Annotated in this window: 27 protein-coding genes and 4 pseudogenes; 17 read left to right on the top strand and 14 right to left on the bottom strand. The window is 59.6% G+C overall.

Annotated elements, in window-relative coordinates; all coding sequences use genetic code 11:
* Positions 1 to 10 precede the first annotated feature (10 nt).
* Positions 11 to 1,525, top strand: coding sequence for an integrase (locus tag EB815_RS31940; protein WP_065005558.1), 1,515 nt, complete (start codon positions 11 to 13; stop codon positions 1,523 to 1,525).
* 169 nt (positions 1,526 to 1,694) lie between these two features.
* Here the strand turns inward: EB815_RS31940 and EB815_RS31935 are convergent.
* Together EB815_RS31935 and EB815_RS31930 are read right to left on the bottom strand one after the other, a co-directional pair.
* A pseudogene (locus EB815_RS31935) lies at positions 1,695 to 1,835 on the bottom strand (transposase); the annotation flags it as partial.
* A 238-nt stretch (positions 1,836 to 2,073) separates the two neighbouring features.
* Positions 2,074 to 2,217, bottom strand: a pseudogene (locus EB815_RS31930) (IS256 family transposase); the annotation flags it as partial.
* A 521-nt stretch (positions 2,218 to 2,738) separates the two neighbouring features.
* On the opposite strand from EB815_RS31930, the gene EB815_RS31925 reads away from it, so the two are divergent.
* The 3 genes from EB815_RS31925 to EB815_RS31915 all read left to right on the top strand — a co-directional run bounded on the left by EB815_RS31925 (position 2,739) and on the right by EB815_RS31915 (position 5,794).
* On the top strand, positions 2,739 to 3,908 hold the full coding sequence (locus tag EB815_RS31925) for a M20 aminoacylase family protein (RefSeq protein ID WP_065005389.1): 1,170 nt from the start codon (positions 2,739 to 2,741) through the stop codon (positions 3,906 to 3,908).
* 67 nt (positions 3,909 to 3,975) lie between these two features.
* Positions 3,976 to 5,196: a M24 family metallopeptidase gene (locus tag EB815_RS31920; protein ID WP_081294914.1), complete on the top strand. Its 1,221-nt coding sequence runs from the start codon at positions 3,976 to 3,978 to the stop codon at positions 5,194 to 5,196.
* 94 nt (positions 5,197 to 5,290) lie between these two features.
* A complete protein-coding gene (locus EB815_RS31915) occupies positions 5,291 to 5,794 on the top strand; it encodes a hypothetical protein (RefSeq protein WP_245303362.1) in 504 nt (167 codons plus the stop codon).
* An 11-nt stretch (positions 5,795 to 5,805) separates the two neighbouring features.
* Here EB815_RS31915 and EB815_RS31910 read toward each other — a convergent pair whose 3' ends face one another.
* The 4 genes and pseudogenes from EB815_RS31910 to EB815_RS34335 all read right to left on the bottom strand — a co-directional run bounded on the left by EB815_RS31910 (position 5,806) and on the right by EB815_RS34335 (position 7,304).
* Positions 5,806 to 6,546 carry an IS3 family transposase gene (locus EB815_RS31910; protein WP_246740211.1) on the bottom strand — a complete coding sequence of 247 codons (741 nt, stop codon included), beginning with the start codon at positions 6,544 to 6,546 and terminating at the stop codon, positions 5,806 to 5,808.
* A gap of 111 nt (positions 6,547 to 6,657) precedes the next feature.
* Complete coding sequence (locus EB815_RS34170) at positions 6,658 to 6,729, bottom strand: hypothetical protein (protein ID WP_348646032.1); 72 nt, start codon at positions 6,727 to 6,729, stop codon at positions 6,658 to 6,660.
* Between the two features lie 79 nt (positions 6,730 to 6,808).
* A pseudogene (locus tag EB815_RS34340) lies at positions 6,809 to 7,055 on the bottom strand (DDE-type integrase/transposase/recombinase); the annotation flags it as partial.
* A gap of 30 nt (positions 7,056 to 7,085) precedes the next feature.
* Positions 7,086 to 7,304 carry a hypothetical protein gene (locus EB815_RS34335; RefSeq protein WP_432442937.1) on the bottom strand — a complete coding sequence of 73 codons (219 nt, stop codon included), beginning with the start codon at positions 7,302 to 7,304 and terminating at the stop codon, positions 7,086 to 7,088.
* 61 nt (positions 7,305 to 7,365) lie between these two features.
* Here EB815_RS34335 and EB815_RS34330 point away from each other — a divergent pair.
* From EB815_RS34330 to EB815_RS31865, 8 genes and pseudogenes are all read left to right on the top strand, one after another.
* Positions 7,366 to 7,497, top strand: a pseudogene (locus tag EB815_RS34330) (transposase); the annotation flags it as partial.
* 196 nt (positions 7,498 to 7,693) lie between these two features.
* Positions 7,694 to 9,298, top strand: coding sequence for an ABC transporter substrate-binding protein (locus tag EB815_RS31895; RefSeq protein ID WP_065005232.1), 1,605 nt, complete (start codon positions 7,694 to 7,696; stop codon positions 9,296 to 9,298).
* A complete protein-coding gene (locus tag EB815_RS31890; protein WP_065005233.1) occupies positions 9,298 to 10,239 on the top strand; it encodes an ABC transporter permease in 942 nt (313 codons plus the stop codon). Before EB815_RS31895 ends, EB815_RS31890 begins: the two co-directional genes overlap by 1 nt.
* Before the next feature lies 1 nt (position 10,240).
* Positions 10,241 to 11,122 (top strand): ABC transporter permease, encoded by an 882-nt coding sequence (locus EB815_RS31885; protein ID WP_065005234.1) that lies wholly within the window; start codon positions 10,241 to 10,243, stop codon positions 11,120 to 11,122.
* A 1-nt stretch (position 11,123) separates the two neighbouring features.
* Complete coding sequence (locus tag EB815_RS31880; RefSeq protein ID WP_065005235.1) at positions 11,124 to 12,131, top strand: ABC transporter ATP-binding protein; 1,008 nt, start codon at positions 11,124 to 11,126, stop codon at positions 12,129 to 12,131.
* Positions 12,128 to 13,228 carry an ABC transporter ATP-binding protein gene (locus EB815_RS31875; protein ID WP_065005236.1) on the top strand — a complete coding sequence of 367 codons (1,101 nt, stop codon included), beginning with the start codon at positions 12,128 to 12,130 and terminating at the stop codon, positions 13,226 to 13,228. Before EB815_RS31880 ends, EB815_RS31875 begins: the two co-directional genes overlap by 4 nt.
* Positions 13,229 to 13,394: 166 nt before the next feature.
* A complete protein-coding gene (locus EB815_RS31870) occupies positions 13,395 to 14,828 on the top strand; it encodes an amidohydrolase (protein ID WP_065005237.1) in 1,434 nt (477 codons plus the stop codon).
* 107 nt (positions 14,829 to 14,935) lie between these two features.
* Positions 14,936 to 16,312 carry a CapA family protein gene (locus EB815_RS31865; protein ID WP_065005238.1) on the top strand — a complete coding sequence of 459 codons (1,377 nt, stop codon included), beginning with the start codon at positions 14,936 to 14,938 and terminating at the stop codon, positions 16,310 to 16,312.
* Between the two features lie 62 nt (positions 16,313 to 16,374).
* Here EB815_RS31865 and EB815_RS31860 read toward each other — a convergent pair whose 3' ends face one another.
* A complete protein-coding gene (locus tag EB815_RS31860) occupies positions 16,375 to 16,566 on the bottom strand; it encodes a DDE-type integrase/transposase/recombinase (RefSeq protein ID WP_155772427.1) in 192 nt (63 codons plus the stop codon).
* A 102-nt stretch (positions 16,567 to 16,668) separates the two neighbouring features.
* Between EB815_RS31860 and tnpA (EB815_RS31855) the strand changes: the two genes are divergently transcribed.
* The 5 genes from tnpA (EB815_RS31855) to EB815_RS31835 all read left to right on the top strand — a co-directional run bounded on the left by tnpA (EB815_RS31855) (position 16,669) and on the right by EB815_RS31835 (position 20,000).
* Positions 16,669 to 17,079 carry an IS66-like element accessory protein TnpA gene (gene tnpA, locus EB815_RS31855; RefSeq protein ID WP_065005555.1) on the top strand — a complete coding sequence of 137 codons (411 nt, stop codon included), beginning with the start codon at positions 16,669 to 16,671 and terminating at the stop codon, positions 17,077 to 17,079.
* Positions 17,076 to 17,426, top strand: a complete 351-nt coding sequence (gene tnpB, locus EB815_RS31850; RefSeq protein WP_023782575.1) for an IS66 family insertion sequence element accessory protein TnpB — start codon at positions 17,076 to 17,078, stop codon at positions 17,424 to 17,426. The genes tnpA (EB815_RS31855) and tnpB (EB815_RS31850) overlap by 4 nt, the downstream gene beginning before the upstream one ends.
* Before the next feature lie 72 nt (positions 17,427 to 17,498).
* Complete coding sequence (gene tnpC / locus EB815_RS31845) at positions 17,499 to 19,082, top strand: IS66 family transposase (protein ID WP_065005554.1); 1,584 nt, start codon at positions 17,499 to 17,501, stop codon at positions 19,080 to 19,082.
* Positions 19,034 to 19,678 carry a UPF0149 family protein gene (locus tag EB815_RS31840; RefSeq protein ID WP_245303377.1) on the top strand — a complete coding sequence of 215 codons (645 nt, stop codon included), beginning with the start codon at positions 19,034 to 19,036 and terminating at the stop codon, positions 19,676 to 19,678. The genes tnpC (EB815_RS31845) and EB815_RS31840 overlap by 49 nt, the downstream gene beginning before the upstream one ends.
* 82 nt (positions 19,679 to 19,760) lie before the next feature.
* On the top strand, positions 19,761 to 20,000 hold the full coding sequence (locus EB815_RS31835) for an IS66 family transposase (RefSeq protein ID WP_246740210.1): 240 nt from the start codon (positions 19,761 to 19,763) through the stop codon (positions 19,998 to 20,000).
* A gap of 261 nt (positions 20,001 to 20,261) precedes the next feature.
* Here EB815_RS31835 and EB815_RS31830 read toward each other — a convergent pair whose 3' ends face one another.
* The 7 genes from EB815_RS31830 to tnpB (EB815_RS34165) all read right to left on the bottom strand — a co-directional run bounded on the left by EB815_RS31830 (position 20,262) and on the right by tnpB (EB815_RS34165) (position 25,736).
* Complete coding sequence (locus EB815_RS31830; protein WP_246740210.1) at positions 20,262 to 20,501, bottom strand: IS66 family transposase; 240 nt, start codon at positions 20,499 to 20,501, stop codon at positions 20,262 to 20,264.
* A gap of 82 nt (positions 20,502 to 20,583) precedes the next feature.
* Positions 20,584 to 21,228 (bottom strand): UPF0149 family protein, encoded by a 645-nt coding sequence (locus tag EB815_RS31825; RefSeq protein WP_245303377.1) that lies wholly within the window; start codon positions 21,226 to 21,228, stop codon positions 20,584 to 20,586.
* The gene (gene tnpC, locus EB815_RS31820; protein WP_065005554.1) at positions 21,180 to 22,763 is read right to left on the bottom strand and encodes an IS66 family transposase; all 1,584 of its coding nucleotides are present in this window, start codon (positions 22,761 to 22,763) and stop codon (positions 21,180 to 21,182) included. Before tnpC (EB815_RS31820) ends, EB815_RS31825 begins: the two co-directional genes overlap by 49 nt.
* 72 nt (positions 22,764 to 22,835) lie before the next feature.
* Positions 22,836 to 23,186, bottom strand: coding sequence for an IS66 family insertion sequence element accessory protein TnpB (tnpB, locus tag EB815_RS31815; protein WP_023782575.1), 351 nt, complete (start codon positions 23,184 to 23,186; stop codon positions 22,836 to 22,838).
* Entirely contained in the window at positions 23,183 to 23,593 is a 411-nt protein-coding gene (gene tnpA / locus EB815_RS31810; RefSeq protein ID WP_065005555.1) for an IS66-like element accessory protein TnpA, read from the bottom strand. Before tnpA (EB815_RS31810) ends, tnpB (EB815_RS31815) begins: the two co-directional genes overlap by 4 nt.
* 80 nt (positions 23,594 to 23,673) lie before the next feature.
* Positions 23,674 to 24,672: an IS66 family transposase gene (gene tnpC, locus EB815_RS31805; protein WP_065005547.1), complete on the bottom strand. Its 999-nt coding sequence runs from the start codon at positions 24,670 to 24,672 to the stop codon at positions 23,674 to 23,676.
* Positions 24,673 to 24,953: 281 nt separating this feature from the next.
* A complete protein-coding gene (gene tnpB, locus EB815_RS34165) occupies positions 24,954 to 25,736 on the bottom strand; it encodes an IS66 family insertion sequence element accessory protein TnpB (RefSeq protein ID WP_348625444.1) in 783 nt (260 codons plus the stop codon).
* Positions 25,737 to 25,749: the final 13 nt, after the last annotated feature.

The raw sequence follows: 25,749 nt of genomic DNA, 5'->3' as shown, positions 1-25,749 counted from the left end.
AGGGGCGACTATGGGACGGCTGAGCATGGCGACAAGGAAAGAACTGACGACGGCGGTTTCAGAGCGCTATCGTGCTTCGACGCGAGCGGAGAAGGCGAGAATTTTGGATGAGTTCGTCGTCGTCACGGGCTTTCACCGCAAGCACGCGATGCGGCTGCTACGACGCGGTGAGGGGCCGTTTGCAGGCCGGCGAGCGCGGCCGCGGATTTATGATGAAGCGGAACGCAATGCGCTCATATTGCTCTGGGAGGCGTCCGACCGCGTCTGCGGCAAGCGGCTGAAGGCGTTGCTGCCCATCCTTCTCGAGGCGATGGAACGGCACGGTCATTTTGACCTGGCGCCCGAAATCCGGGGCAAATTGCTGGCGATGAGCGCGGCCACGATCGACAGGACGTTGGGACCGATCCGAGAAGGCTTGGGACGTCCCCGACGACGGCCTGCAGCGCATGCCCTGCGACGGAGCATTCCCATTAGAACGTCGGCGGATTGGGACGATCCAGCGCCAGGCTTCGTTGAGGCGGACCTCGTGGCCCATAGCGGCCCTTCGGCTCGCGGCAGCTTCATCCAAACCCTCGTGCTCACCGACATCGCGACCGGCTGGACGGAATGTGCGCCGCTGCTGGTTCGCGAACAGACGCTGTTGAGCACGGTGCTCACAGAATTGCGCAAGCAACTGCCCTTCGCGCTTCTCGGCCTGGATACGGACAACGACACCGTTTTCATGAACGAGACGCTGAAGGCCTATTGCGTCGCCGCCAACATCGTCTTCACGCGCTGCCGCCCCTACCGCAAGAATGACCAGGCCTTTGTCGAGCAGAAGAATGGCGCCGTGGTGCGTAGGATGGTCGGATATCGTCGGTTCGAGGGGCTGGAGGCCGCCACGCTGCTAGCGAAGCTCTACCGGTCAGCGCGGCTGTTCGTGAACTTCTTTCAGCCATCGTTCAAGTTGATCGCGAAGCAGCGCGACGGCGCGCGTGTGCGCAAGACGTATAGTCCGCCAGCTACGCCGCATCAGCGTCTGGTTGCCGACCCTCGCACCTCAGATGCAGTCCGCTCCCGTCTGCAGGAAATCTACGCCGGGCTCGATCCTGTCCTGCTGTTGCGCGATATCCGCGCCGTGCAGGAGCGACTCGCTGCGCTTGCCGATACTCCGCCGGCCATGCGCCCTGACGGAACAGCTCAGCCAATCGACCTTTTCCTGGCGAGTTTGCGGACTGCTTGGAAGGACGGAGCTATCCGGCCGACGGATCGCCCGATTGTGAAAGCCAAAAGGGGGCGGCGGCGTCCTGACCCTCTCGTCAAGGCGACTGCGGACTTACGAAATTGGTTCGAAGCCGAACCATGGCGAACCGGCAGCGAACTTCTGTCACGACTGCAGGCCGAGTATCCCGGCGATTACCCGGACAAACTGCTTCGAACGCTTCAGCGTCGTCTGAAGGTCTGGCGCAGCGAACAGGCGGACGCGTTGCTGTTTGGCCCCTTGATCAAGGAGCCGCCGATCCTGGAGATCGCAGGGCCACACTGAGGCGCCGTGGCGCTCGCGAAGGAGGCCGGGCGCTGCGAAACCCGGCCATCTCCGCGCCCGGCCTCCTTAGCCCCAAGCCGGGAGCAAAATGAATGAGGCAACGCTCGAATCTCGAGGAACATCGTTACGTGAGGCAATACGCGCTCTCACGTTGATTGCCGCGCCGCAGCGGGCTCCACGACCAGGGCAGGCGGGCAAAGGCGCGAAACGAGGCGGAGTCCTCGAGATGGAACGCCAGCTCCTGGTAGCTCAGTTGCCGATACTGCTTGAGGATCGCGCAGCGCAACACCGCCTCGGCCGGCATACCCGAGGCGTAACGAGACGTCCCTGCCAGGACGTGGGCCGAGCCATTCCGCTGTGTCAGTTGCATCGTTGGCGTCACAACGCTCGCGATTGCGTTTTAAACCTTGGAAGGCTCCATCCCTCGCGAAGCCCATCATGCGGCGGCTTCATGTCGACCGCGAAGACGACCGTGCTCCCGGCAAACGACACCTCAATACAAATTTGGGCTTGCATTTCGGTCCGCAATTAGACGACTGACAACGCCTCTTCTCGCCATAGGCGGAGCCGGTGGCCGCGCCCACCTCTATCTCCATCAGCTTCTCAGCGACAAAGCCGATCATCTCGCGCAACAAATCCACATCGGCGCTCTTCTCAACGAGCGAGCGCAGGATCATCACGTCGTCGGTCATCAGTGATCCTTCATCAGGTTGGAGTGTGAACAACCAGACTCTCCCGGAAAACATTGATGGCCACCCCGCTACGCCGCTCGCCTACAGTGCTTCTATGACGATTACGACTGAATGTGTACGAAGTTATTGTACGAGATAGATTCCATAGCAGGAGCGACAATTCAGATGTCATCCCGTGTCCAGTCGAACGTGCGGGCCGGGCCAATAATCGGAAGGTCGCTTTTCGTCAGTCAGAGGCAGCTGATCTGACGACCGGTCCAGGCGCCTTAAACGCTGACGACATTTCAAAAATCATCCTTTGCTGTAGCGGATATTTCAACAGGAAACGCAGTTTGGTGTAAATCCCTCGTCATAATGCAGCATATTGATTTACGGCCGATTAAAACGAGATTGAGTTTTTTTCGTAAGGTATCCTCAAAGAAGGTCTCCATTGAATCCTTTGCCCTTTTCCGAGCAGAATGACGCTGGAAATTTGCATCTAAACGGTCCGGCGAAAAGTTCTAAATATGGATAAATGCAGAATGACAAGCTTTGAAATTTTCCGGGATCTGCAGCGCGAAGCAACCGAATGGCGCCGGTATCTTCATCAATATCCTGAACTCGATTACCGGCTACCTAACACAGCACAATTCGTTGCGGAGAAATTAGCCTCGTTTGGTATCAATCACATCGAAACGGGGATTGCTGAGACGGGCATAGTCGCGATTGTCCAGGGTAAAGGCGGCGACGGGCCGACTGTGGGGTTTAGGGCTGACATGGATGCCTTGCCAATTGTTGAGGCTTCAGGCAAGCCCTGGGCATCGAAAATGCCGGGCCGAATGCATGCATGCGGCCATGACGGGCACACGGCCATGTTGCTGGGCGCCGCGAAACATTTCGCAAGAACGCGCAACTTCAAGGGCTCCGTTGCTCTGATCTTCCAGCCGGCAGAAGAGGTTGAACTGCCATCGGGTGGTCTGAAAATGGTCCTAGAGGGGATCATGGATCGCTTCAACATCTCCCAGGTCTTCGGCATGCACAACAGGCCAGGGGTGGAGATCGGCACATTCGCAATTTGCGATGGTCCCATCATGGCGTCGCAAGATGACTTCGACATAGTCGTAAAGGGCAGGGGTGGTCATGCGGCTTCGCCGAGTCGAACTATAGATCCTGTGGTTGTTGCAGCACAGATCATCATGGGTCTGCAGACACTGGTCTCGCGCAAAACTGATCCTATGGACTCCCTCGTGATCTCAGTGACAAAGTTGAAGGCCGCAGAAGCCTACAATGTCATTCCCGATAACGTTGAAATCGCTGGGACTGTGAGGACGCTTTCATCCGAGCTGAGAGATTTTGCCGAGCGAGAGGTGTTTGCTTCCGCTCAGGGCATTGCGCGTGGATTCGCCGCCGATATCGAGTTCACTTATCGCCGATCTGTTCCGGTTACTTTCAATCACGCTAAAGAGACGAATTTTGCGGCCACGGCGGCTCGCAACGTGGTGGGAGCCGCATCAGTGAACGACAAGGTCAGGATGAGTATGGGCGCAGAGGATTTCGCCTATATGCTTGAGGCGCGCCCGGGCGCCATGATTTTTCTTGGAAATGGATCGTCGCCTTCTCTGCACAATCCGGCTTATGATTTTGACGATGAGGCCCTTGTCTATGGCATCGGGTTCTGGATCAGCCTAGTAGAGATAGTGTTGCCGGTTTGAGAGGAATCTGATCCGAAACGTGAATCGTTGACATTCTTGATTACCAAGTAAGTTTGCAGGAGAAGTCATGTCCAATCCACATCTTTCTGGCATTATAACCATCCCTCACGTGCCGTTTCCGCGGATTGAGTGTGAAAATCGGATTCTGAACGCGCGGCAGTTAATGAAGGAGCATGCTTTTGACGCGATTCTCGTCACGTCCGAACATAACTTCCGCTATTTTGTTGACGACACCAGCACCACTCCCATTCAGACTACGCGACCGCGCTTTTTCTTGCTCCTGCAGTCTGGTGAGGCGATAGCAATTGTTCCAACTGGTCTAGATGAATTTTTCAGGGAAACCACCTGGATAAAAGATTTCCGTACTTGGCCGGGTCCGAATCCGAAAGATGAAGGCGTCTCCGAAGTTGCAAAACTCTTAAATGAACTGTTGCCAGAACATGCCCGGATCGGGATCGAGCTTGGCGCAGAAAGCAGACTCGGAGTGCCTGGAGGAGACTTTTTACGTATAAGAGAAGCAATAAGGCCTCGGACATTTGCCGATGCGTCAGGACCAATTCTGACACCATTGAGAATGATTAAGTCAGAGGGCGAAATTGATCGCATTAGAACTGTATGTAGAGCCGTTTCCCAGGTCTTTGACAATTTGACTCACCAATTGCACTTCGGAATGACGGAGCGAGAGGCCTGCCGTCTTTTCGAATTTGGATGCTTCATTCACGGCGTCGACAAAACTCCGAAGATCGACAGTGCTTCAGGCCGTGGAGGATATTCGCGCTGCTACGGTGAGCCGACCGATAAAGTGCTGTCTGGGGGGGATGTGCTTTTCATTGATGCTGGCTGCTTGTTCAATTTTTATTGGAGCGACTTCAACCGCAACTTCTCTTTCGGAGAAGCTGATCCGCATACACAGGATGTCTACCAGGCGGTTTGGGAAGCGACAGAAGTAGGAATTAGTGCTGCACAGCCAGGCGTTCCAATCTGTAACGTGTGGACTGCAATGTCCGATGCGCTATCTCATTCGACGAATCTAGGAAAAAGCTCCACTATCGGCCGTATGGGTCACTCCATGGGTTTATGGATGCCAGAGCTGCCTTCCGTTCAGCAGAATGACAACACGATACTGGAGCCAGGTATGATCATCAATATTGAGCCCAGTATGACGTATCCATCCTATTTTGATGGCTCTTCAAAGCTAATGCTCCATGAAGAAGTCGTCGTAGTGACCGAAAGCGGGGCGAAATTGCTCACCTCGCGTGCTCCGCGACAAATCCCCGTCGTTAAGTAGTCGATTGGAGGCGCTGCTCCGCTACCATTCTGAACCGCCGGAAGGTAGAGTTTCCCGGCTTTCTCACGATGGCGGGCTGGCGGCGCCATCGTGAGTGAGCAACGAGATCAGCGGCGTCCATACTGAACTGCGCCTGCCGAAGCGGCGCCGAGGACAGCGCAACAGCACCTCCGGCGATATCATCGCGGCCGTCCGCCAACTGGTGCTCATCGCCAATGATGATCTGATTGCCGGCATCCTCAACCGCAATGGACTGGTGACCGGCCACGGCAATCGATGGACCCGCGAACGGGTCACCGCGCACAGGTCGCATCACAAGATCCCGGTCTTCCGGCCAGCGGCGGACGGCAAAGAGCCATGGCTTAACCTGAACAAGGCGGCGCGCCTTCTCGGCCTCGCACCGAAGACCCTCAGGCTCGCCGCCGAGGCGGGCGACATCGAAGGCGTTCATCCTCTACCGGACGGTCCGTGGATCTTCAGCCGATCAACGCTTGGCGAACCGGCGGCTCAGCGCATCGTTCATCGCGCGCGGCAAAGCCCAAAATACCCCACGGGATCGCATCCCGATCAGCAAAACCTATTCACTTCAACGACATAGGCAGATGGGTGTTATGAAACAGGATTGTAGTATCTACGCCAATCCTCCAACTTTTCGGCGGCGTCGGCAAGGGTCAGGAACGAATGGGCGTTCAGGCACTCCGCCCTGAAGCGGCCGTTGAAGGCTTCGATGTAGGCGTTGTCGGTGGGCTTTCCCGGCCTGCTGAAGTCGAGCGTCACGCCTTTCGCGTAGGCCCATAGGTCGAGGTCGCGGGAGACGAACTCGGAGCCTTGGTCGACGCGGATCGTCTTCGGATAGCCGATCTTCGGACAGACCTGTTCCAGTGCCCTGACCATATCCTCTGCCCGATAGCTGAACCGCGGGTCGAGCACAGGCACATAGCGGGAGAACGTGTCGACGACCGTCAGCACACGGATCTTCTTGCCCGTCGCGAGCTGATCGTGGACGAAGTCCATCGCCCAGACGTCGTTCGGGCCGACGGCTTCCTCACGGCCTTCCCGCAGCTTCGCCTTCACACGCCGCTTCGGCGTCTTGTTCCTGAGCTGCAGGCCCAAGTCCCTGTAAATTCGATAGGTTCGCTTCATGTTATGTTCCAGCCCTCGCGCGTGAGCATTACGTGCACGCGCCGGTATCCGTAGCGGACCCGTGTAGGCGCAGATTTCCTTGATCCGAGCTTCGATGCCGGCCTGATCGCGGCGGCGGGACTTGTAGTGATAGGTCGACGTGTCGAACTCCAGAACCCGGCATGCCCGTCGGATCGACAAGTTCCACTCATCACACGTCTCCGCCACCAGCTCGCGTTTGCGACCAGGCCTCACAGTTTTCGGCGGATCACGTCCTGCAGCATCTCCTTGTCCAATGACAGGTCGGCGACCAGCTTCCTCAGCTTGCCGTTCTCGTCCTCAAGCTGCTTCAGCCGTCGGCAGCAGTCCGTCGAATTTCTTTTTCCAGGTGAAATAGGTCGCCTGGCTGATTCCCGCCCGCCGACAAGCCGACCGACCGGAAACCCTGTCGCGTTCGCTCCCGTTTTCGGAACGGCAGGTGAGAATTCTCCGCCCGGTTGTTCAAGCCTTTATGCGAGCGGTGTTCCACCTTCGGCGTGACCTGGCGTTTGGCCGCCCCGTAGGAGCGCAATTTGTCGGGGACCATACGCTTTGGCGACATGCCCTGCTCTTCAGAAGTCGCGTCAGCAGGCGCTTGGCGGCCTTGGGTTGCGGCGCGTCTGGACGATCTCATCGAGCACATATCCGTCCTGATCAACCGCTCTCCACAACCAGCATTTCTGACCGTTGATGCGCACCAAGACTTCATCGAGGTGCCAGACATCGCCTTACGTCGGCGTCTTGCGGTGTATGCGGCGCACATAACCAGGGCCGTGCTTTCGGCACCATCGGCGGATGGTCTCGCAGGAAACGACGATCCCGCGATCGTGCAGCATTTCCTCGACATCGCGCAGGCTCAGATTAAAGCGGAAGTAGAGCCAGACCGCACGGGCTACGATTTCGAACGGATAGCGGTGGTTCTTGTAGGTCGGTGCCCCCACCGTCATAGGCGCGCTGCTACCTTACCGCTCAATCAATGTGACAGCACCAGATCGGCACCTCGGAGGCGAGCCGATCTGGACGGAGTTCCTGCGCAAGCTGACACGCCGCGGCCTCCGCGGCGTCAAGCTCGTCGTCTCCGACGCGCCCGACTATCACGTCAGGCCTGTGAACGTAACTGCGACTGCTGTCACACAAAAAACGAGCTACACCACCGGGGCACGACCCATTCCCCGAAATGCGCAACGGCGTTCCAAACTGCGTCGCTTGGTGAAATGATTATTTCAGCAGCGCGTCACTATGACGCGAAACTTATATCTACTCATGTCACATTCCTCTCGGTCAACAAACGCCGCGGGTAAATCCACGCGCCTGGCTCAAGAAGGGGAACTGAAGCATGACAATCACTCGACGCGACCTCATTAAGGCAAGCTTGGCTGCCGGGACGGCGTTTTCGGTCCCATCGGTACTGCGGGCGCAGACAGCGGCAACCGCGGGGCGGACGGTGCGCATGGTGATGGGTTCTTTCCCTCGCACCTTCGATCCAATGTTTACGACAGATGACACAGCTCAGTCGCATGGTCTGGCAATTTACGACACGCTGTTTGCGCTGGATTCCAAGTTTATGGTGCAGCCACAAATGGTACAGAAGTGGGGTGTATCCGACGACAAGAAGACATATACTTTTGAACTCCGCGATGGTCTCTCTTGGCACGATGGCGCCGCCGTCACTGCGGCGGACTGTGTCGCCTCGATCCGCCGATGGGCGCAGGTGCAGTCTGGCGGGCAGCTGATGATGGAGCGAACGAAGGACATTTCGAAGAAGGATGACAGAACCTTCTCCATCGCACTTAAGGAGCCTTTAGGGCTTCTGCCCGAAATCTTAGCTTCAGCGCCGCCTCTATTCATCATGCGCGAAAAGGACGCGAACCGCCCCGCAACCGAGCAGGTAACCACGAATATTGGGTCGGGTCCCTTTAAGTTCAATGAAGCGCTATCCAAGCCCGGCGCCAGCATCACGTACGATCGTAATGAACAATATGTTCCGCGCAGGGAGACCGCCGACGGTTTTGCCGGCGGAAAGGTGGTTAACGTTGATCGCGTCGTCTGGGAAAATATCGCCGATCAGCAGACTGCCTACGCGGCCCTGCAGGCAGGTGAGATCGATTTTATTCAGACGCCGTCCACCGATCTTCTCTCGGTAATTGAAAGCGATCCCAACCTGCAGCTCGAGATTCTTGACAAGGGAGGCCGGATTTTGCTCTTGCGCATGAATTGCCTTCAGAAACCATTCGACAACGTCAAGGCGCGACAGGCGATACTTCACCTTGTCGATCAGGAGGCGTTCTTGCAGGCCTCGTTCGGTAACCCGAAATACTTCAGAACCATAACTTCTCTGTTCGGAAACGATACGCCCTATTCAAACGACGAAAATACGGAATGGTTCAAAAAGGGCGGCGACCCGGAAGGCGCCAAGCGGCTCTTGAATGAGGCTGGATATGCCGGGGAAAAGATTGTCCTTCTCCAACCTACCGACTGGACCGAGTCCAGCAATGCTTCGCAGCTACTGGCGGCCGAATTGCGTAAAATCGGGGCGAATGTCGAACTCGCGCCGAGCGACTGGGGCGGGATTGTCGAGCGCCGGGCAAAGATGGGTTCTGTCGAAGAGGGCGGATGGAGCCTCTTCATCACGGATCACAGCAATTATGGCACGACTCAGCCGCATACCAATATCGACATGGTCGCGAACGGCAAGAAGGGATGGTACGGGTGGCCGACAAGCGACGAGTATGAGTCATTGCGGGCCAAATGGGTGGAGGTCGACACGCTGGAAGAGCGTCAAGCGCTGGCGGGCAAGATGCAGAAGGTCTATTGGGATTTTGTCGGTATGGTTTACCTAGGTGCGTATGTCCAACCAAGCGCCCGCCGCAAGTCTCTCACTGGTCTAATCGGCATGCCTGCGTATCTCCCGATGTGGAACATGCAAAGGGTTTCGGGCTAATGGCCACCTACATCCTTCGCAGAATGTTCTCGACCGTCGCCGTTATGGCGATGGTCGGGATGTTCGTTTTCCTGCTTCTCAGGCTGGCGCCCGGTGACCCCGCGGCGATGATCGCCGGCAAGGCGGCAACCGCCGAGGTGATCGCCGGTATCCGCGAGCAGATGGGACTGAATGATCCGCTGCCGATTCAATTCATAAGTTGGGTGCACGACATACTGCAGGGGGATTTAGGGACCTCGCTTTTTGCGGGGCGACCAGTTCTAGAACTCGTCTCGCAACGGCTTGAACCCACTATTTCTCTATCGATCCTGACGATGGTCATTTCGGTGACGGCAGGCGTCTGCTTCGGTATCGTTGCCGCATGGCGAGCGGGTGGCCTTGTCGACCGGATACTGACGGCATTCGCGACATTCGGTTTTTCTGTCCCGGTCTTTGTCGTCGGATTTTTCCTGATCTATTTTTGCGCGATAAATACACATTGGCTGCCGGTCCAAGGTTATAAGCTTATCGAGCATGGCTTTGGGCCATGGCTTGAGCACCTGATCCTCCCGACCGTGACATTGAGCGTACCCTACATTGCTTTCATCGCGCGGATCACACGGGCGAGTATGCTCGAAGTCCTGTCCGAAGATTATATACGGACGGCCGCAGCGAAGGGCGCTTCGACATATTCCGTGCTTTTCCACCATGCTCTGAAGAATGCAGCGGCCCCGATCCTCACTGTAATCGGTTTAAGCTTCGCGGGTTTGATTGGTGGGGTCGTCATCACCGAAACGGTCTTCAATATACCTGGTATCGGTCGTTTGGTGGTCGATGCGATCAATAGCCGCGATTACCCTGTCATTCAAGGCGTCCTCATCCTCGTTTCGGGCCTGTACGTTCTAATCAATCTGGCGGTCGATCTTTCATATACCCTGGTCGATCCTCGCATACGGTACTGAAATGACGCTCCTCTCCGCACCAGTTGAAGCTGCGCCGATGGGTCGTCTGCAGCTATCCGATCTTCCTCGTCTGGCAAGGCGGCATCCGTTGGTTCTGATAGGCGGCGGCCTCTTGGCGCTATTGATTGTTCTAGCACTCGCTGCCCCCCTTTACGCCGGCGATCCTTTGAACATAGATCCATTCAAACGGCTCCAGCCACCTTCCGCCGAGATGTGGTTCGGAAGCGATAATCTAGGCCGTGACGTGTTTGCACGAACCGTGTTCGGCGCCCGGATCTCACTAGTAGTCGGATTGACTTCGGCGGCGGGCGCAGCTCTGGGCGGCCTTATGATAGGTGTGATCGCCGGCTATAATCGTGCCTTCGATAATGTCACAATGCGAGTCATGGACGGCCTTATGTCGATTCCGACGATTCTGCTGGCCATCGCCCTTATTTCCCTGACAGGGCCCGGCGTCGGTATCCTCATAGTTGCTATCACGGTTGCTCAGCTGCCAAGCGTCGCGCGGCTGGTGCGCTCGGTGGTTATGAGTGTTCGGGAGCGTCCATACGTGGAGGCCGCGGTCTGCGGCGGTGCGCGCCTGCCGAAGGTGCTGTGGCGGCACATCCTGCCGAATACCATTCCTGCGCTAATGGTGCAGAGCGCCATTGTGTGCGCGGATGCCATTCTGACGGAAGCCGGACTGAGCTTTCTGGGCGTAGGCGTGCCGCCCGAAATCCCCAGCTGGGGTAACATGATCTCAAGCTCTCGCTTGTATCTCAATATTGCTCCCATCACGGTCTTCGCCCCCGGCATCTGCCTTGCCGTCATGGTCCTTGCCGTAAACCTGCTTGGGGATGGCCTGCGGGACCTGTTCGACCCCCGCTCGAAGCGGAGGCGCTGACATGCTAATGCGAGAACCCGCAGGGAATGACGTGCTTCTCGAAGTCCGAGACCTTGAGACGCACTTTTACGGTCAGGAGAGCGTCACCCGTGCCCTGGGCGGCATTAGCTTCCAGGTGAAAAAAGGCGAGACGCTCGGCGTCGTCGGCGAATCCGGATGTGGCAAAAGTGTCACCGCCCTCTCCATCCTTCGCCTGCTGCCGAAGCTGAGCGCCAGGACCGTCGGCGGCGAGGTCCGCTTCCACGGACGCGACCTCCTTGAGCTGTCCGATGGGGAGATGCGAAAGATCCGCGGCGACCAGATCGCAATGATCTTCCAGGAGCCGATGACGAGCCTGAACCCCGTCTATACGGTCGGCCGCCAGATCGCCGAGGTGGTACAGATCCACACGAAAGCGTCTCGCTCGGCGGGCATGGCAAAGGCAGAAGAGATGCTCCGTCTCGTCCGCATCGCGGATCCCGAGCGTCGCGTCAACAACTATCCTCACGAAATGTCGGGCGGCATGCGTCAGCGCGCCATGATCGCCATGGCGCTCGCCTGCTCACCGGAACTTTTGATTGCCGACGAGCCAACGACCGCCCTCGACGTCACGATCCAGGCGCAGATTCTGCGGCTCATCGTCGATCTGAAGGAGCGCACGGGAACGGCCGTGATGTTCATCACGCATGATCTGGGCGTTATAGCCGAGACATGCCAGCGCGTGATCGTGATGTATGCTGGCCGGATCGTAGAACAAGCGAACGTCACGGATTTGTTTGCGCGACCTGCGCATCCTTACACCCAGGGGCTCATGCGATCGCTGCCTGACCGGCGGCGTGGCCGACAGCGCCGCCTTCCGGAAATTCCCGGCATTGTCCCTAGCCTACGCGAGCCCATTGTGGGCTGCAGCTTTGCGCCTCGCTGTCCGTTCGCTATCGACATTTGCCGCGACAAGACGCCCGCCCTGCGTGATGTCGGGTTGAGCCACGCCGCAGCTTGCTGGCGCGCCGAAGAGGTGATGGGCGCATGAACGGTCCTCTACTGAAAGTCGAGAATCTGACCAAGCATTATCCGCTTGGTTCGGGAATCTTCAAGAAAAGCATTCCGGTGATCCGGGCGGTGGAGGATGTATCGTTTTCCGTCGAGGCGGGCGAGACACTTTGCATTGTCGGTGAATCCGGCTGCGGCAAGTCCACCGTGGCGCGGCTCTTGATGCGGCTCGTGGAGCCGACGGCCGGGCGCGTGCTGATCGACGGGACCGACATTGCGGGTCTCAAGAAAAACGCACTTCGAGATTGGCGCCGTCGGATGCAGATGGTCTTTCAGGATCCTTACTCGTCGCTGAACCCGCGCCTCTCCGCCGGACAGATCATCACCGAACCCGTTGAAAATTTCGAACGTCTCAGCCGCAAGCAACGCCAAGCCCTTGCCGCGGACCTCCTCCAAAAGGTGGGAATGTCGCCCGAGATGATGCACAGGCTTCCGTCCGAGTTGTCGGGCGGCCAGCGCCAGCGGCTTGGCATCGCCCGGGCACTGGCCCTTAAGCCCTCGCTCATTATCGCCGACGAGGCGGTGTCGGCCCTCGATGTTTCCGTGCAGGCACAGATCCTCAACCTCCTGATGGATCTGCAACAGCAGATGGGCATCACCTTCCTCTTCATCTCGCATGACCTCGGCGTCGTGGAGCATATCGCGCATCGCGTTGCCGTCATGTATTTGGGGCGGATCGTGGAGCTCGCCCCGAGCCAGGCGCTGTTCGCCAAACCCGTCCATCCCTACACCGAGGCGCTGATCGCTGCAGCACCCGTGCCGGATCCCACGCGGGTTCGGCTGGAGGCGCCCGTCGAGGGAGAGGTGCCGAGCCCGATCAACCCGCCGAGCGGGTGCGCGTTCCACCCGCGCTGCCCGCTCGCGGTAGAACGCTGCCGCATCGAGGTACCGCCTTTGGTGCCGATGCCAGATGGGCGGGTAGTGGCCTGTCATGTACGCGCTCCGGCCACAAACATTCCGACCCAGCCGACTGAGATGTCCTATCCTTCGCTCACTGCGGGACCGCCGCAAACCCTCCACCCGATCCAAGACCTTCACAACATAGCTGACATCGACACTGAACATCATCCCAAGTAGGGCAGGAAGAAGGAGAATGAAGAGACAGGGACCACCGGGTGATGAAGCTAGCAGTCATGTCACCATGATGAACACAATCTCGAACTCAATCCAACTTCATCATTGATCGTTCTGGCCGGAGCGACCATCCGATCGGTTCGCCATGCCTCTCACGGAGTTAGTAACTATGGAAAACGACCCTCTCAGCCTTAATGAAATCGTCCGTCGCGTGAATGCGAAGGCGGCCGACTACTGCGCCTTAAGCGACCGCATTTGGACCATGCCAGAACTAGCTTTCGAGGAGCATCGCTCAGTTGCCGAGCACATCGCTATGCTCGAGCACGAAGGCTTTCGCATCACGAGAAACGTCGCTGGTATCGCTACCGCCTTTGTGGCTGAATACGGCGAGGGCAGTCCCATTATTGGCATCCTTGGCGAGTACGACGCGCTCCCTGATCTGGCTCAAACGTCAGGCGCGACCGAGCATAAGCCATTAACCAAGGGTGGTCACGGCCATGGCTGCGGGCACAATCTTCTCGGTGCCGGCTCGGCGCTTGCGGCGGTGGCGTTAAAAGATGCGCTAGCAGCGGGAGGCATCGAAGCGAAAGTGCGATATTATGGATGCCCGGCAGAAGAAGCCGGGGGGGGCAAGTCATACATGGCTCGAGCGGGCGCCTTCGACGATCTCGATGCTGCCTTTTGCTGGCACCCAGGTGCACTAAATGAGGTGATGACCAAGTCAACGAATGCTGCAGTTAGCGCTCGTTTCAGCTTCACGGGTCGTGCGGCGCACGCGGCGGTGGATCCCCATTTGGGACGCAGTGCGCTCGATGCGGTGGAACTGATGAATGTAGGAGTTAACTACCTGCGGGAACACATACCCTCCAACGCACGCGTCCACTATGCCATTACCAATACCGGCGGTGAGGCACCCAACACGGTGCAGGCATATGCCGAATCCAGCTACTCTGTTCGTTCTCCGACCTTGACAGATGCTGAGGGGGTACTCGCCCGCGTGAAGAAGATTGCAGATGGCGCTGCTCTGATGACAGAAACATCTGTCAAGATGCAGAGGATCGGCGGCAGCGCGAACATAATTCCAAACGAAGCACTGTACGACGTCATGTTTGAGAACATGAGCCGTATCGGCCCACCGGCCTTCGACGTTGTTGACCTGGAGTTTGCCAAGGAGCTTCGCAGCAAGGCATTGACGGATGACGATGTGATGGCCAACGTCGCGGCTAAAGATATTTCACTTAAGGACAAAGTACTCCATGATAGCCTGCTCCGTTTGGGAAGTGGTCAAGTGGACATGGGCACGACAGATGTAGGCGACGTCAGCTGGATCGTGCCAACCGCACAGTGCTTTACAGCTTGCTTCGCTATCGGTACGCCGTGGCACACCTGGCAGCTTGTCACGCAGGGCAACTTGCCAGCAGCTCACAAGGGTATGGTTTTGGCCGCAAAGGCTATGGCCGCTACTGCGGCCGATTGCATACGCAATCCGGACATTATCGCTCGTGCTAAGGTGGAGTTGAAGCGGCGTACTGGGAGTCATCCATATCGCTGCCCAATCCCCTCAGACGTCGTGCCCAGTGATTTGCGTGCGAAGGCATCATAGCCTTCTCGTGATGTCTCTCTCACGCGGCAGTATACGTTGCGCCCTCTCGCTTCCCACACATGGTGTTGGCGCCGAGAACAGCGAAGCACAAACAGTGTTCCGCGAAGATGGCAACTTTAAATACTCAAAAAGGATCAGTGTCGATGACAGAAGTTGAAAAGTTCGACGCCATTGGCTCGATAGCGACAAACGTTGCGGATGGCTTCACAATGGTTGCCGTTGGTGATCTCATGATGAGGCGCCCCGTAACTAAGAACCGGCGAAACGGTATTGGCGATGTTGTGGAAATACTTCGGAGCGCTGATGCCACATTCGGCAACCTTGAGACGAATATCTTCGACACCCGCTCGTTCAAGGGAAGCCCCCAAGCCGAGCACGGCGGCGGCTATCATGTCGGACCGCCAGAACTTGGACTGGATTTGAAAGCTATGGGATTCAACGTTCTAGCTGTTGCGAACAATCACACGTTTGATTGGGGGGCGGAAGGCATGCGCGAGACCGGTCATGTGCTCGACCAGAATGGTATCATTCATGCGGGCGCTGGTGACAGTTTAGCTCAAGCTGGGGCCGCTCGCTATCTTGAGACCGCCCGTGGTCGCGTAGCGTTGGTATCGTTCGCGGCCACGTTTACGCCTATGTCCCGTGCGTGCGATCCTGCAGGCGAATCGCCGGGCAGGCCAGGCATTGCCACCCTTCGGTTGGCGAATAGTGTCGTAGTCCGGCCTGAGATGCTCGAAAGCTTGAAGCACATACACAATTCGTTGCCTGACTCAATTCCAGGTCGTGAGGATGAAAACCGAGTAATCCTCGCCGGTGTGACATTCCAGACCGGCGAGAAAGTTGGATATAGTTTCGAACCCGACCCCCGCGATCTAGGCGGCATCTGCCGAAACGTTCGCCAAGGCAAGCAATTTGCCGACTTCTTAATTGTCACTAACCACGGTCATGAGCCGGGCGAATGGAGCCGAGAGCCACCTGATTACGAACAGTCGCTAGCCCACAAGTTGATTGATGCTGGGGCCGACGCATACGTCGGGCATGGGCCTCATCAACTGCGGGGCATCGAGATCTATAGAGGCCGGCCTATTTTTTACAGCTTGGGTAACTTCATCTTCGACAACCTTCAAATGATTGAGGGGGCCGATTTTTTCGATGAATATGATAAAGACCCACGTGTCGACACTGTTGCTGATATCCTGGTCCAAGCGATGAACGAACAGGGTATTCAGGGTACAGAGTGCTATGAGAGTATTGTCACCGTCAGCCGGTTTGAGCAAAATCAGCTTGCTGAACTGAGGCTCGTTCCGGTCGAGCTCGGTTACTCGGAAAGGTTAGCTAACCGGGGTGTGCCGCGTCTCGCGCCCAGGCCCGAAGCCGAAGTCATTCTGGAGCGTCTACAGAGGCTGTCGAAGCCATTTGGGACCCATATCACCATCGAAAATGGCATTGGGATCATCAGGGTAACCAGCAGTTCGCCGCGATAGTTCTATCCCCTATGATGGCCGGGCCTGAGGGTCGTGGTGTCGCAGAGACAATCGCTTCTTGGTTAGACTGCCATCGATGACGACGCGATCGGCTCGGCGATGATTGGCCAGCGCTCTGTTGAAGAAGCGTTTCGCTCTCCGTCGATCGCTCGATAGATACACATCCACTGGCCACGATGCTTGAGATAGGTTTCGTCGACATGGCATCTACCAGTGACGATCACTGACCGGTGAAACCGGCGCCCCTTGAACATCGTAATCTCCCGAAAACCGTAAGCGGTGCGCCAAGGCACCTTGCAATAGGCTGATAAACATGGAGCTTTCGCGCCATGACATTGGAACATGCGAGGGGCGATATGGTCGCCGAGATCAGCGGCGGCGCGCCGGCCGAAGATTGTGCAGCGATGCCCGGGCGCGTGCGGCAGCGAAGGCTGTGGAGTTGCACTGAGAAGCGCGCGCTGGTCGACCTGGCGAGCGCGGCGGGGTCGTCGGTGCCTGAGGTCGCGGAGGCGTTCGGCGTAGCTCCATCCCAGCTCTATGCGTGGCGCAAGCAGATGGCCGGCGGCGAACTCGAGGCCGATCGGGCGATGGCAACTTTCGCGCGGATCGAAGTGAACGATCTGCCCGAGGTCGAGCGTCCCGTCGCCGATTGCCCGGACCCGGCCGGCAGGATCGTCGTGGCCTTTCCGAACGGCGCGCGCTTGCGGATCGACGGGACCATCGATCCGACGGCGCTGCGTATCGTACTGGCGGAGTTGACCAGGTGATCACGGTGGTGCCGACCGACCGGATTTACTTGTGCTGCGGTGAGACCGATATGCGCCGCGGGATCAACAGCCTGGCGCGGATGGTGCAGCAGGTGCTCGCGCTCGACCCGCATTCCGGCGCGATCTTCTGCTTCCGTGGACGCAAGGGTCATATCATCAAGATTTTGGCGCATGACGACCAGGGGTTCTGCCTTTTTACAAAACGCCTTTCCGATGGGTGTTTCGCTTGGCCGACTACCAAGGATCAGGTGACCGTGTCGCTCACTAAGGCACAGCTTTCCCTACTTTTGGACGGGATCGATTGGCGCCGGCCGAACAAGATTTATCGACCGCGTCTGGCCGGCTAAATTAGGCCGTTTCTCATTGATTTTGTGTCGATTTTGCTTCCGTAGACGAGGTCTTTCGGGTATGTAATTTGGGTGTCGGAACAAGCTCCCTCCATCGCTGATTTCCTCGCCCGGATCGCCACTCTGGAGGCGGCCGTTTCCGCCCGTGACACCGCCATTGCCGAACGCGATGAGCAGCTGCGAAGAGAGCGCGCCGAGGCCGCGCTTCGCATCCAGCGCCTGCAGCTGCGGATCGATCGCTTCAACCGCAAGGCCTTCGGCCGCTCCTCCGAGAAGCTCGGCCAGATGCAGCTCGAACTCGAAGATCTCGAGATCGATTTCGCCGCCAGCGTGCCCGATCTCGAACTGCCTATCGTCGCGGACAGCGACAAGGTGCGGGTGTTGCCGCTGCGTAAGCTTAACCCCAACCTGCCGCGCAAGCGGGTCGTTCGCGAGCCGTCTTGCGCATGCTGCCCGGGCTGCGGCGGCGATCTGCGCGCCATGGGCGAAGATAGCGAGGAGATGCTCGATCTGGTCGCCCAGGCCTGGCAGGTGATGGAGACCGTTCGACCCAAGTACAGCTGCCGGACCTGCGATAAAATCATCCAGGCGCCGGCACCAGCCAAGGCCATTGCTCGCGGCAAGCTCAGCTATGCCGCGCTCGCCCATATCATGATGGCCAAGTGGGGTTATCATTTGCCCTTCTACCGTCAGGCCCAGATGATGGCCGCCAAGGGCGTCGATATCGAGCGATCCACGCTTGCGCGCAGCGCCGGCTACGCCGCCGCCTTGCTCGATCCGATCTACAACCGCATCCGTGAGATCGGCCGTACCCGCAGCAAGATTCACACCGACGACACGCGGCTTCCGATCCTGGCGCCCAGCACCGGAACGACGCACAAGGGCGCGCTCTGGGTTTACGTCGCCGACGACCGCAACTCGGGTTCGCAGGAGCCGCCGATCGCCTGGTATCGCGCCACCATGGGCCGAGCCGGCGAGAGCGTGATGACCGAGCTCGCCGGATTTGCTGGCACTCTTCAGGCCGACGGTTTTAGCGGCTACAATCAGCTCTACAAGGGCGGCGCCATTCGCGAAGCCGCCTGCCTGGCCCATCTGCGTCGCAAGATATTCGACGTTCACGACAGCCAGCCGACCGAGCTCAGCACGACGGCCATGGCCGGTATCCAGGCGATCTACCGGATCGAGGAAGAGATACGTGGGCTGCCGCCCGCCGAGCGATTGGCCGCTCGACGAAGGCGTACCCGACCACTGGTCCGCGCGCTGCGACGACAGCTCATGCGCCAGGGCAAGGGTTTGTCGCGCCATGCCGATATCGCCAAGGCCTTCGCCTACGGCGCCAAGCGATGGCGCGCGTTCAATCGCTTCCTCTACGATGGCCAGCTCGAGCCCGACAACCTGATCGCGGAGCGCGCCATTCGTGGATTTACGGTCGGAAGGCGCAACTGGCTTTTCTCGGGTAACTTTGCCGCGGCAGAGCGGTCAGCGGTCGTGCTCAGCATCATCGAGACCTGCAAGCTCGGCGGCGTCGATGCCGAAGCCTACATGGCCGATGTCACCGAGCGCATCCAGAACGACTGGCCAGCCTCGCGCTGGGACGAGCTGATGCCATGGAACTGGGCGCGCCGCGAAGAGATGCCGCTCCCGTTGGCGGCATGAGCGCGCTCGATGCCACGGCGCTGTCGGACGAGGCGCTCGAGGCCTGGATGGCTGCCAAGACCAACCGCCCGCTGGTGCGGACGATATCGGCGCTGGATGGCTTCGTAACGGCGGCGGTCACTGGGCCGCGCTACCCGGACCCGCAAGACTGGATGTGCCCGCTCATGGGGTTGCGGCGCGACGTCGTGGCCAAAGGCTCTGCAGCCGATCACGCCGTGTTTGCCAGCGTCGCCAGGATCCACAACCGGATCAACGAGACGCTCTTCGACAGACCGCAGGATTATGCGCCCCGCTTCGCAACCAAGCCCAGCGGCGGCATCGACCCGCGGCCGTGGTGCCAGGGGTTCTACGCGGCCATCAATCTCAACATCAAAAAATGGAAATCGCTACTCGACCTCAACAACCCCAACCACGGTCTGCTGCTGCCGATCCTGATCTACTGCGTCGACAAAAAGGGCAGGCCCGTCCTCGGCAAGCCCAGGCCGGGGCCCGAGACCGCGCGCTTCATCGAGCACGAGGCGTACAAAGACATCGCCCTCGTCATCCCCGCCCTGCGCGAACTCCACTACGTCACCCGTTATGACGCTCCGAAGTGATCGGCGCCGGCGCGCCGACCAACGATCGATCTAACCATCAAGACGATTTCGGGACAGGTGCCTTGGCGCACCGCTTACGCTTATGCGCCAGGGCAACGGTTTGTCGCGCCATGCCGATATCGCGAAGGCCTTCGCCTATGGCACCAGGCGATGGCGCGCGTTCAATCGCTTCCTCTACGATGGCCAGCTCGAGCCCGACAACCTGATCGCGGAGCGGGCCATTCGTGGATTTACAGGCGGCCGACGCAACTGGCTTTTCTCGGGCAGCCTCGCGCGGCAGAGTCCCCGCCCTCCGCGAACTCCACTACGTCACCCATTATGACGATCCGGAGTGATCGGCGGCCTCGCGCGGACTAACGGCTGACCTACCATAGACGCATCACAAGACGATATTGGGAGGTGCCTTGGCGCACCGCTTACCGAAAACCGTCGAGACGCTCCGTACCACAGCGCACATAAGCAAAAACGGTTGCAACAGATCCTTCGTAAGCGGTGCGCCAAGGCACCTCCCAATATCGTCTTGTGATGCGTCTATGGTAGGTCAGCCGTTAGTCCGCGCGAGGCCGCCGATCACTCCGGATCGTCATAATGGGTGACGTAGTGGAGTTCGCGGAGGGCGGGGACTCTGCCGCGCGAGGCTGCCCGAGAAAAGCCAGTTGCGTCGGCCGCCTGTAAATCCACGAATGGCCCGCTCCGCGATCAGGTTGTCGGGCTCGAGCTGGCCATCGTAGAGGAAGCGATTGAACGCGCGCCATCGCCTGGTGCCATAGGCGAAGGCCTTCGCGATATCGGCATGGCGCGACAAACCGTTGCCCTGGCGCATAAGCGTAAGCGGTGCGCCAAGGCACCTGTCCCGAAATCGTCTTGATGGTTAGATCGATCGTTGGTCGGCGCGCCGGCGCCGATCACTTCGGAGCGTCATAACGGGTGACGTAGTGGAGTTCGCGCAGGGCGGGGATGACGAGGGCGATGTCTTTGTACGCCTCGTGCTCGATGAAGCGCGCGGTCTCGGGCCCCGGCCTGGGCTTGCCGAGGACGGGCCTGCCCTTTTTGTCGACGCAGTAGATCAGGATCGGCAGCAGCAGACCGTGGTTGGGGTTGTTGAGGTCGAGTAGCGATTTCCATTTTTTGATGTTGAGATTGATGGCCGCGTAGAACCCCTGGCACCACGGCCGCGGGTCGATGCCGCCGCTGGGCTTGGTTGCGAAGCGGGGCGCATAATCCTGCGGTCTGTCGAAGAGCGTCTCGTTGATCCGGTTGTGGATCCTGGCGACGCTGGCAAACACGGCGTGATCGGCTGCAGAGCCTTTGGCCACGACGTCGCGCCGCAACCCCATGAGCGGGCACATCCAGTCTTGCGGGTCCGGGTAGCGCGGCCCAGTGACCGCCGCCGTTACGAAGCCATCCAGCGCCGATATCGTCCGCACCAGCGGGCGGTTGGTCTTGGCAGCCATCCAGGCCTCGAGCGCCTCGTCCGACAGCGCCGTGGCATCGAGCGCGCTCATGCCGCCAACGGGAGCGGCATCTCTTCGCGGCGCGCCCAGTTCCATGGCATCAGCTCGTCCCAGCGCGAGGCTGGCCAGTCGTTCTGGATGCGCTCGGTGACATCGGCCATGTAGGCTTCGGCATCGACGCCGCCGAGCTTGCAGGTCTCGATGATGCTGAGCACGACCGCTGACCGCTCTGCCGCGGCAAAGTTACCCGAGAAAAGCCAGTTGCGCCTTCCGACCGTAAATCCACGAATGGCGCGCTCCGCGATCAGGTTGTCGGGCTCGAGCTGGCCATCGTAGAGGAAGCGATTGAACGCGCGCCATCGCTTGGCGCCGTAGGCGAAGGCCTTGGCGATATCGGCATGGCGCGACAAACCCTTGCCCTGGCGCATGAGCTGTCGTCGCAGCGCGCGGACCAGTGGTCGGGTACGCCTTCGTCGAGCGGCCAATCGCTCGGCGGGCGGCAGCCCACGTATCTCTTCCTCGATCCGGTAGATCGCCTGGATACCGGCCATGGCCGTCGTGCTGAGCTCGGTCGGCTGGCTGTCGTGAACGTCGAATATCTTGCGACGCAGATGGGCCAGGCAGGCGGCTTCGCGAATGGCGCCGCCCTTGTAGAGCTGATTGTAGCCGCTAAAACCGTCGGCCTGAAGAGTGCCAGCAAATCCGGCGAGCTCGGTCATCACGCTCTCGCCGGCTCGGCCCATGGTGGCGCGATACCAGGCGATCGGCGGCTCCTGCGAACCCGAGTTGCGGTCGTCGGCGACGTAAACCCAGAGCGCGCCCTTGTGCGTCGTTCCGGTGCTGGGCGCCAGGATCGGAAGCCGCGTGTCGTCGGTGTGAATCTTGCTGCGGGTACGGCCGATCTCACGGATGCGGTTGTAGATCGGATCGAGCAAGGCGGCGGCGTAGCCGGCGCTGCGCGCAAGCGTGGATCGCTCGATATCGACGCCCTTGGCGGCCATCATCTGGGCCTGACGGTAGAAGGGCAAATGATAACCCCACTTGGCCATCATGATATGGGCGAGCGCGGCATAGCTGAGCTTGCCGCGAGCAATGGCCTTGGCTGGTGCCGGCGCCTGGATGATTTTATCGCAGGTCCGGCAGCTGTACTTGGGTCGAACGGTCTCCATCACCTGCCAGGCCTGGGCGACCAGATCGAGCATCTCCTCGCTATCTTCGCCCATGGCGCGCAGATCGCCGCCGCAGCCCGGGCAGCATGCGCAAGACGGCTCGCGAACGACCCGCTTGCGCGGCAGGTTGGGGTTAAGCTTACGCAGCGGCAACACCCGCACCTTGTCGCTGTCCGCGACGATAGGCAGTTCGAGATCGGGCACGCTGGCGGCGAAATCGATCTCGAGATCTTCGAGTTCGAGCTGCATCTGGCCGAGCTTCTCGGAGGAGCGGCCGAAGGCCTTGCGGTTGAAGCGATCGATCCGCAGCTGCAGGCGCTGGATGCGAAGCGCGGCCTCGGCGCGCTCTCTTCGCAGCTGCTCATCGCGTTCGGCAATGGCGGTGTCACGGGCGGAAACGGCCGCCTCCAGAGTGGCGATCCGGGCGAGGAAATCAGCGATGGAGGGAGCTTGTTCCGACACCCAAATTACATACCCGAAAGACCTCGTCTACGGAAGCAAAATCGACACAAAATCAATGAGAAACGGCCTAATTTAGCCGGCCAGACGCGGTCGATAAATCTTGTTCGGCCGGCGCCAATCGATCCCGTCCAAAAGTAGGGAAAGCTGTGCCTTAGTGAGCGACACGGTCACCTGATCCTTGGTAGTCGGCCAAGCGAAACACCCATCGGAAAGGCGTTTTGTAAAAAGGCAGAACCCCTGGTCGTCATGCGCCAAAATCTTGATGATATGACCCTTGCGTCCACGGAAGCAGAAGATCGCGCCGGAATGCGGGTCGAGCGCGAGCACCTGCTGCACCATCCGCGCCAGGCTGTTGATCCCGCGGCGCATATCGGTCTCACCGCAGCACAAGTAAATCCGGTCGGTCGGCACCACCGTGATCACCTGGTCAACTCCGCCAGTACGATACGCAGCGCCGTCGGATCGATGGTCCCGTCGATCCGCAAGCGCGCGCCGTTCGGAAAGGCCACGACGATCCTGCCGGCCGGGTCCGGGCAATCGGCGACGGGACGCTCGACCTCGGGCAGATCGTTCACTTCGATCCGCGCGAAAGTTGCCATCGCCCGATCGGCCTCGAGTTCGCCGCCGGCCATCTGCTTGCGCCACGCATAGAGCTGGGATGGAGCTACGCCGAACGCCTCCGCGACCTCAGGCACCGACGACCCCGCCGCGCTCGCCAGGTCGACCAGCGCGCGCTTCTCAGTGCAACTCCACAGCCTTCGCTGCCGCACGCGCCCGGGCATCGCTGCACAATCTTCGGCCGGCGCGCCGCCGCTGATCTCGGCGACCATATCGCCCCTCGCATGTTCCAATGTCATGGCGCGAAAGCTCCATGTTTATCAGCCTATTGCAAGGTGCCTTGGCGCACCGCTTACGCATAAGCTGTCGTCGCATCGCCCGGACCAGTGGTCGGGTCCGACTTCGTCGTGCGGCCAATCGCTCGGCGGGCGGGAGCCCGCGTATCTCCTTCCTCGATCCGGTAGATCGCCTGGATACCGGCCATGGCCGTCGTGCTGAGCTCGGTCGGCTGGCTGTCGTGAACGTCAAATATCTTGCGACGCAGATGGGCCAGGCAGGCAGCTTCGCGAATGGCGCCGCCCTTGTAGAGCTGATTGTAGCCGCTGAAGCCGTCGGCCTGGAGCGTGCCGGCAAATCCGGCGAGCTCACTCATAACGCTCTCGCCGGCGCGGCCCATGGTGGCGCGATAACAGGCGATTGGCGGCTCCTTCGAACCCGAGTTGCGATCGTCGGCGACGTAAACCCAGAGCGCGCCCTTGTGCGTCTTGCCGGTGCTTGGCGCCAGGATCGGAAGCCGCGTGTCGTCGGTGTGAATCTTGCTGCGGGTACGGCCGATCTCACGGATGCGATTGTAGATCGGATCGAGCAAGGCGGCGGCGTAGCCGGCGCTGCGCGCAAGCGTGGATCGCTCGATATCGATGCCCTTGGCGGCTATCATCTGGGCCTGACGGTAGAAGGGCAGATTATAACCCCACTTGGCCATCATGATATGGGCGAGCGCGGCATAGCTGAGCTTGCCGCGAGCAATGGCCTTGGCTGGTACCGGCGCCTGGATGATTTTATCGCAGGTCCGGCAGCTGTACTTGGGTCTAACGGTCTCGATCACCTGCCAGGCCTGGGCGACCAGATCGAGCATCTCCTCACTATCTTCGCCCATGGCGCGCATGTCGCCACCGCAGCCCGGGCAGCATTCGCAAGAGAGCTCGCGAACGATCCGATTGCGCGGCAGGTTCGGGTTGAGCTTGCGCACTGGCAACACTCGGACCTTGTCGGTGTCAGCGACGATGGGCAGTTCGAGATCGGGCACGCTGGCGGCGAAATCGGTCTCGAGATCTTCGAGTTCGAGCCGCATCTGGCCCAGCTTCTCGGACGAGCGGCCGAAGGCCTTGCGGTTGAACGATCGATCCGCAGCTGCAGGCGCTGGATGCGAAGCGCGGCCTCGGCGCGCTCTCTTCGCAGCTGCTCATCGCCGGCGATGGTGGTGTCACGGGCGGAAACGGCCGCCTCCAGAAAGGCGATCCGGGCGAGGAAATCAGCGATTGAGGGAGCTTGTTCCGACACCCAAATTACATATCCGAAAGACCTCCGTTACGGAAGCAAAATCGAGACAAAATCAATGAGAAACGACCGAATTTAGCCGGCCAGACGCGGTCGATAAATCTTGTTCGGCCGGCGCCAGTCGATCCCCTCCAGAAGCAGCGAAAGCTCCGCCTTGGTCAGCGACACGGCGGCCTGATCCTTGGTGGTTGGCCAGGCAAAACAACCCTCGGAAAGCCGCTTTGTAAAAAGGCAGAACCCCTGGTCGTCATGCGCCAGAATCTTGATGATATGACCCTTGTGTCCACGGAAGCAGAAGATCGCGCCGGTGTGCGGGTCGAGCGCGAGCACCTGCTGCACCATCCGCGCCAGGCTGTTGATCCCGCGACGCATGTCGGTCGCGCCGCAGCAAAGGTAAATCCGGTCGGCCGGCACCACCGTGATCACCTGGTCAACTCCGACAGGACGATACGCAGCGCCGTCGGATCGACGGTCCCGTCGATCCGCAATCGCGCCGTTCGGAAAGGCCACGACGATCCTGCCGGCCGGGTCCGGGCAATCGGCGACGGGACGCTCGACCTCGGGCAGATCGTTCACTTCGATCCGCGCGAAAGTTGCCATCGCCTGATCGGTATCGAGTTCGCCGCCGGCCATCTGCTTGCGCCAGGCATAGAGCTGGGATGAAGCTACGCCGAACGCTTCCGCGACCTCCGTCACCGACGACCCCGCCGCGCTCGCCAGGTCGACCAACGCGCGCTTCTTGGTGCAACTCCATAGCCTCCGCTGCCGCACGCGCCTGGGCACCTTTGTAAGATCTTCGGCCGCCGCGGCACCGCTTAACTCGGCGACCAGATCGCCCCTTGCATGTTCCAATGTCATGGCCCGAAAACTC

Origin of the sequence: Mesorhizobium loti (assembly GCF_013170705.1) — a bacterium.
GTDB lineage: Bacteria > Pseudomonadota > Alphaproteobacteria > Rhizobiales > Rhizobiaceae > Mesorhizobium > Mesorhizobium loti_D.
The sequence above is the reverse complement of the archived record's forward strand: the minus strand, read 5'-3'. Positions and strand labels throughout refer to the sequence as shown.

Coding starts and splice junctions, on each gene's coding strand:
- EB815_RS31940 (WP_065005558.1), top strand. CDS start 11: ATGGGACGGCTGAGCATGGCGACAAGGAAAGAACTGACGACGGCGGTT.
- EB815_RS31925 (WP_065005389.1), top strand. CDS start 2,739: ATGACAAGCTTTGAAATTTTCCGGGATCTGCAGCGCGAAGCAACCGAA.
- EB815_RS31920 (WP_081294914.1), top strand. CDS start 3,976: ATGTCCAATCCACATCTTTCTGGCATTATAACCATCCCTCACGTGCCG.
- EB815_RS34335 (WP_432442937.1), bottom strand. CDS start 7,304: ATGACGGTGGGGGCACCGACCTACAAGAACCACCGCTATCCGTTCGAA.
- EB815_RS31895 (WP_065005232.1), top strand. CDS start 7,694: ATGACAATCACTCGACGCGACCTCATTAAGGCAAGCTTGGCTGCCGGG.
- EB815_RS31890 (WP_065005233.1), top strand. CDS start 9,298: ATGGCCACCTACATCCTTCGCAGAATGTTCTCGACCGTCGCCGTTATG.
- EB815_RS31885 (WP_065005234.1), top strand. CDS start 10,241: ATGACGCTCCTCTCCGCACCAGTTGAAGCTGCGCCGATGGGTCGTCTG.
- EB815_RS31880 (WP_065005235.1), top strand. CDS start 11,124: ATGCTAATGCGAGAACCCGCAGGGAATGACGTGCTTCTCGAAGTCCGA.
- EB815_RS31875 (WP_065005236.1), top strand. CDS start 12,128: ATGAACGGTCCTCTACTGAAAGTCGAGAATCTGACCAAGCATTATCCG.
- EB815_RS31870 (WP_065005237.1), top strand. CDS start 13,395: ATGGAAAACGACCCTCTCAGCCTTAATGAAATCGTCCGTCGCGTGAAT.
- EB815_RS31865 (WP_065005238.1), top strand. CDS start 14,936: ATGGCAACTTTAAATACTCAAAAAGGATCAGTGTCGATGACAGAAGTT.
- EB815_RS31860 (WP_155772427.1), bottom strand. CDS start 16,566: ATGTTCAAGGGGCGCCGGTTTCACCGGTCAGTGATCGTCACTGGTAGA.
- tnpA (WP_065005555.1), top strand. CDS start 16,669: ATGGTCGCCGAGATCAGCGGCGGCGCGCCGGCCGAAGATTGTGCAGCG.
- EB815_RS31840 (WP_245303377.1), top strand. CDS start 19,034: ATGGAACTGGGCGCGCCGCGAAGAGATGCCGCTCCCGTTGGCGGCATG.
- EB815_RS31835 (WP_246740210.1), top strand. CDS start 19,761: ATGCGCCAGGGCAACGGTTTGTCGCGCCATGCCGATATCGCGAAGGCC.
- EB815_RS31830 (WP_246740210.1), bottom strand. CDS start 20,501: ATGCGCCAGGGCAACGGTTTGTCGCGCCATGCCGATATCGCGAAGGCC.
- EB815_RS31825 (WP_245303377.1), bottom strand. CDS start 21,228: ATGGAACTGGGCGCGCCGCGAAGAGATGCCGCTCCCGTTGGCGGCATG.
- tnpA (WP_065005555.1), bottom strand. CDS start 23,593: ATGGTCGCCGAGATCAGCGGCGGCGCGCCGGCCGAAGATTGTGCAGCG.
- tnpC (WP_065005547.1), bottom strand. CDS start 24,672: ATGCGGCTCGAACTCGAAGATCTCGAGACCGATTTCGCCGCCAGCGTG.
- tnpB (WP_348625444.1), bottom strand. CDS start 25,736: ATGACATTGGAACATGCAAGGGGCGATCTGGTCGCCGAGTTAAGCGGT.